Origin of the sequence: Microbacterium sp. B19 (genome assembly GCF_000333395.1) — a bacterium.
Lineage (GTDB): Bacteria > Actinomycetota > Actinomycetes > Actinomycetales > Microbacteriaceae > Microbacterium.
In genome coordinates, this window is the sequence record NZ_BADA01000052.1 from 1 (window position 1) to 5485 (window position 5485).

Below are 5485 nucleotides of genomic sequence, written 5' to 3' on the forward strand. Positions count from 1 at the left end.
GCGTGCGCGATCTTGACGGCCATGTGGCCGAGCCCGCCGAGGCCGACGATCGCGACCTTCTTGCCGGGGCCGGCGTCCCAGTGGTTCAGCGGCGAGTACGTCGTGATGCCCGCGCACAGCAGGGGAGCTGCCTTCTCGTACGGGATCGACTCGGGCACGCGCAGCACGAAGTCCTGGTCGACGACGATCTTCTCCGAGTAGCCGCCCTGGGTGACGGTGCCGTCGCGGTCGATGCCGGCGTAGGTGCCGACGTTGCCGTTGAGGCAGTACTGCTCCTCGCCGGCGAGGCAGTTCGCGCACTCGCGGCACGAGTTGACCATGCAGCCGACGCCGACACGGTCGCCGACGGCGTACTTCGTGACGTCGGAGCCGACCTCGGCGACCGTGCCGACGATCTCGTGGCCGACGGTCAGCGGGTAAGGCACCTCGCCCCACTCCCCGCGGATGGTGTGGATGTCGGAATGGCAGATGCCGGCGTAGGCGATGTCGATCAGGACGTCGGCCGGGCCGACCGCGCGCCGCTCGATCGTCGTCGGTTCGAGCGGGGAGGTGGCGGACTTCGCCGCGTACGCGTTGACGTGCATGGGTCTCCTCGGTGAGGGGTTTGGGGACGGGTCCATTTTTCCGCGTCGCGGAGCCCAGAGGGCGGGGTTGCACGGACGTGCGCGAAGCGTATGGATGCCGAGTGGCGGGCGCCGCGGACGAAACGGGGCCGCGCCGACCGCCCAAAGGCGACCGGCGCGGCCCGTTCACGCGTGGATCAGGGGCGGGTGTCGCCCTGGCTGCGACGACGACGCCACAGCACGAGCGCGCCGCCGATCAAGAGCAGCACGATCGCGCTGGCCGCGCCGGCCGCGATCCCGTCACCGTGCAGCCCCGTCGCGGCGAGGTCGCCGCGGGAACCGTTCGTCGATCCGGAGCCGATGGACACCGCCCCCGATCCGGCGGAGGAGCCGGTGCCCGTGCCCGTGCCCGAGCCCGTGCCGCCGCCCGTTCCGGAGCCGTCGCCGCCGCCCGTGCCCGGGTCGACCGGCGCGGCCGCCGGAACGATCGCCGCGGACCGCGCCGTCCCGGCCGCGAAGCCGGTCGCGGACGCGGTGATCTCGACCGAGATCTCCCGCCCCTCATCGGCCGCGACCAGCGCGTAGGCCTCGGTTGTGGCATCCGGGATCGGCGAACCGTCGCGCAGCCACGCGTAGCTCAGCGCGGCGTCGGCCGGGTCGGTCGTGGCACTCGCCCGCACGGTCGATCCGACGCGCGGCTCCCCCGTGACGACCGGGGCGCTGACGCCGACGGTGCGCTCGACCGTGACCGTGTAGGTCTGCACGGTGCCGTCGGGCGCTGTCACGCGGACGGAGCCGACGCCGCCGACGGCACGGGCCGTGTCGGCCGTGTCACCGGGCTGGGTGACCTCGACCGCGGCATCCTCGTCGACCGCCAGCGCGTGGAGTTCGGGCCACGCGGCACCCGTCGACGCCACGGTGTAGTCGAACACCTTCGGGTCGAAGCCCGCGACGGGCTGATCCCCCACCGTGAGCCGCGCGAGGTCGGCGATGCCGGCCGGCGAGGCGGAGGCGGCGAAGATCTCGACCTCCGACACGATCATGTGCGTCTGCGAGCGGGCGTTCATCACCACCCGCACCTCGTCGGCCGCGCCGGTGACGGGCACGTCGACGCGCGGCGCGCCGCTCGAGGGGGCCGGCACCGGGACGAGGTCGCCCTGGACCCACTCCCCGCCGCGCACCCTGTGGTCGATGCGCATCGTGGCCGGCCAGCTCAGGCTGTTGCCGTCGCGGTAGAACTGCACGGCGACGTGCGTGAGCGTCTCCCGCTGCGCGAGCGCGTAGCTGAGGGTGTCCTGCTCGTTCTTCGTGCCACCCTTCCAGTTCGACCAGCCCTTGTCGGTCGCGATGCCGTTGATCGTGTTGCTCACCGGGTACCCGGACTCGGTGAACGTCGCCGACGGCTGGCTGTCCGGGGCGACGTTGCGCTCCGAAGCGGCGGTGACGATCACCGTCAGCTTCGCGTCGAGACGTTCCCCGGTGGGGCCGGTCGCGATACCCGGGACGGTCACCGTTCCCGGCTGCGCGAACGCGGCATCCGTCAGCCCGTCCCACGTCCACTCGACGGGGATCCGGTACCCGCCGCCCGACGGGGTCAGCTCGGCCTCAACGTCGCCGTCGGCCTGGCCCTGCACGAGCGACAGCGCGCTCCCCGCGGGCACCGTGACCGAGGCGGGACGCGTCGCCGCGAAGGCACCGACCTCGACCGTCGCGCTCGCCTCGAACGCGGCACCGAAGACGTCCGTGCCCGTTCCGCGCACCTGCACCGTCCCGGGTCGCGACCAGTCCGCACCGTCGAGCTGCCACGTCACCGCGGCCGCACGCAGCTGGCGACCGGCGTAGCGGACGACCGCCTGGGCCGGGAGCGCCGGAACCACACCGACCGCCGTGGCGACCGACACCGGCTCGGTGCCCACGATGCGCGAGCTCGACAGACGCCACTGCTGGTTCGCGCCGCCGTTCGACGTCCACAGACCCACCGTGGCTCCGGGCGTCGTGCTCTGCCCGTTGACGTCGAGCACCCGCTCGCTCGCGACGTTGAGGACCGAGAGGTACGTGCCGTCCGTCGTGGATGCCATCCACTGCAGGGCCGGATCCGCGGCGGCGGTCGCCGGGTCGGAGTCGACCAGCGCGGTGCCGCCGTTGCGGGACGCGAGGAACTTCCCCGTCCCGTTCTGGAGCGTGAACCGGTGCCGGTTCGTGCCGGCGCCCGCGACGGTGCGCACCGTCCAGGACTGCGCGCGGATCGCGTCGGTGGCGGTGGCGCTGCGCTGGAGCGCGAGGCCCGCGCCCGACCCGTCGAGCGCGAGACCGCTCTGGAGCCCGGTCAGCTGCACGGTGTCGCCGTCGCGGAAGGCGGCGGCGTCGTCCGAGACGCCCGAGACGCCGTCGATCACGAACGTCGTGACCGACTTCGCGGGAACCGTGACGGTGGCGGTTCGGGATGCCACGTTCACGGCGACCTTCGCACCCTCCCTCAGGGCGTTGGCCGAGGGCTGATCCGCGGTGGACTGCGTCGTGACGATCGGGGTCACCGTCGCGCCCGGCGCGATCGTGCCGAAGTCCCGCAGGTCGATCTCGACCGTGCGGTCGGTCGCCTCGGAGTTGACGTGCACGATGGTGGCGCCCTGTCCGTCGGCGTCGATCGCCGCGGTGGACTGGGTGTCGTCGGTCGCCATCAGGCGGTCGCCCGGGTGGATGTAGTGCGTGAAGTTGCGCACGGTGTTGAACTTCTCGTTGGTCAGCACCTTGCACGAGGGGTCCGCCTCGCCGTCGGCGATGCGCCGCAACGACTTGCCCTCGGCGTTGCAGTCGAAGTCGATGAAGACGCTGCCCCAGTTGAGCTTCTCAACCTTCTGCATGTTGTAGAGGTCTTCGACGGGCTGCCAGAAGACCCATGCGGTCGGCTCCAGCTCGCGCAGGTCGCCCACGATGTGCTGGGCCATGCCGAGACCGTTCTCGATGTCGTTCGTCACGAAGCCGCGGCTCTGGTCGGTCCAGTTGCCCTCGACCTCGCTCATCCACAGCGGCTTGTCCGCGGCCTTGGCGATGTCACGCACGACCTGCCGTCCGTCCGTACCGTACGTGTGGACGTTCAGCTGGTCGACGAGCCCCTTCGACTGCGCCGACCACGTGTTCCAGTTCGTCGCGAAGATGCTCGGGTTCGTCTCGTCCATCGCCGAGATCACGGCATCCGTCGTCGTCCCGGGCTGCGCGAGACGGGCCGCGAGCGCCTGGATCATGGCATCCTGCGCCTTCGGGCCGATGTGAGCACCCTCCTGCCGGCTCGCGGACGTCGGCCACTGCTGGCCCTGGGGGATCCGCGTCGACCAGTAGTCCGTGTTCGGCTCGTTGAACGGGTCGATCGTGTCGAATTTCACCCCGTGCTTCTTCTCGAGTTCGTCGACGACGGTCACGAGGTACCCGGCGAATTTGTCCATGTCGGCCGGAGCGAGCTGCTCGCTCGTGGCGTTGTTGATGCCGCCGGAGACGTAGCCGCTCTGCGTGAGGAAGTACGGCGGGGAGTTGCTGAACGCCTCCCAGTGGGTGACCTTGCCCTTCAACGCGTCGATCCACCACCGTTGCGCCGAGTCGGCGTCGAAGTCGTAGGCGTTCGGGTCATCGGGGTTCCACGCCGCCTTGTAGCGATCGCGGTCCGCGAAGTTCGAGGTGATCGCCCCTTGGGAGTCGGTGGCGTCGAGGTCGGGGTTCCAGAACCCCGGGACGGCGCCGCCCGGTCGCAGGTACGCCGGCACGTCCGAGGCGTTGCCACCGCCGAATGTGTAGCGGGCGATGTTGAGGTTCAGCCCGTCGTCGCCGAAGACGGCGTCGAAGAGCTTCTGCCGCACGTCGGCGGGGTAGTTGCCGGTCGCGTTGGCGAACCACACCAGGCTGGTGCCCCAGCCCTCGAACGGTTCCGCCGCCGTCGCGGGGTTCGGGGTGATGTGGACCGTCGCGTTCGGCGCCGCCACCGCGGGGGCCACGGCGCTGGTTGCGGCCATTCCGCCGGTCGCGAGGGCGACCGCACAGGTGATCGACAGCAGTCGAGCTGACTTCATCGTCATTCCGATTCCGGCCGCAGCGTCGCGGCCATGGGGGGATGGGACATGTTGACGTCAACATGTTGACGTCAACACCGAACCTAGCGGAGGCCGCCGCGGTGGCACAACGCCCGCGCGCGACTCGAGCGGGTGATCTTGGTGGGTCGTTGCGGCCCCTCTCGCGAGCCGGGTCGGCGCGTGATCAGCGGAGGAAATACGGCGAAGGGAGGATGGATGCCACCACTTCGGCCCTCCGCTCCCCGCATCTCCTCCGCTCGTCACGGCCCGCACCCGCGGCGACACGGCAGGTGCGCTGCCTCCGCGCCGAACCCGCGTGCTCAGCGGAGGAAACACGGCGACGGGAGGACGGATGCCACCACTTCGGCCCTCCGCTCCCCGTATCTCCTCCGCTCGCCACGCACCCGTGCCGCAGCCCAGCCCAACCAGGCATGACCCCGCGCCGACGCGGCAGCCGCGCTGCCCCCGCGCCCGACCCGCGTGATCAGCGGAGGAAACACGGCGACGGGAGGACGGATGCAACGACCTCGGTCCTCCGCTCGCCGGATCTCCTCCGCTCGTCACGGCCCGCACCAGCGCCGCCACCGCCCGCACCAGCGCCACCGCGGCGCGCACCAGCGCCACCGCGGCGCGGCGCGCGCGTCAGGCCCGCGGCCCGGAACTCTGCCGCACCACGAGCGACGTCGGGATGAGGGTGCGGGCGTGCTCCCCGCCGGGCGCCTCGATGTCGGCGATGAGTGCGCTCATGGCCTCTTCGCCGACGCTCTCGAAGCGCTGGCGCACGGTCGTGAGCGGGGGCCAAAAGTCGCGGACTTCGGCATGTCGTCGAAACCGAGACGCTTACCCGCCCGGGAACGGGGGCCC

3 protein-coding genes are annotated in these 5485 nt (G+C 71.4%); all 3 read right to left on the reverse strand.

All coding sequences use genetic code 11. The features are described 5' to 3' along the window. Nucleotides 1-584 (reverse strand): NAD(P)-dependent alcohol dehydrogenase (locus I5G_RS01900; RefSeq protein ID WP_022877542.1); only part of this gene is annotated, 584 nt, incomplete at its 3' end. Between the two features lie 176 nt (nt 585-760). Beyond that, nucleotides 761-4621: a glycoside hydrolase gene (locus tag I5G_RS24285; protein ID WP_083896520.1), complete on the reverse strand. Its 3861-nt coding sequence runs from the start codon at nt 4619-4621 to the stop codon at nt 761-763. 642 nt (nt 4622-5263) lie between these two features. Continuing rightward, nucleotides 5264-5368, reverse strand: coding sequence for a hypothetical protein (locus I5G_RS24290; RefSeq protein WP_148286367.1), 105 nt, complete (start codon nt 5366-5368; stop codon nt 5264-5266). Nucleotides 5369-5485: the final 117 nt, after the last annotated feature.

Bases quoted from the DNA above. Each gene is read 5' to 3' on its own strand.
- I5G_RS24285 (WP_083896520.1), bottom strand. From the start codon at position 4,621: ATGAAGTCAGCTCGACTGCTGTCGATCACCTGTGCGGTCGCCCTCGCG.
- I5G_RS24290 (WP_148286367.1), bottom strand. From the start codon at position 5,368: ATGAGCGCACTCATCGCCGACATCGAGGCGCCCGGCGGGGAGCACGCC.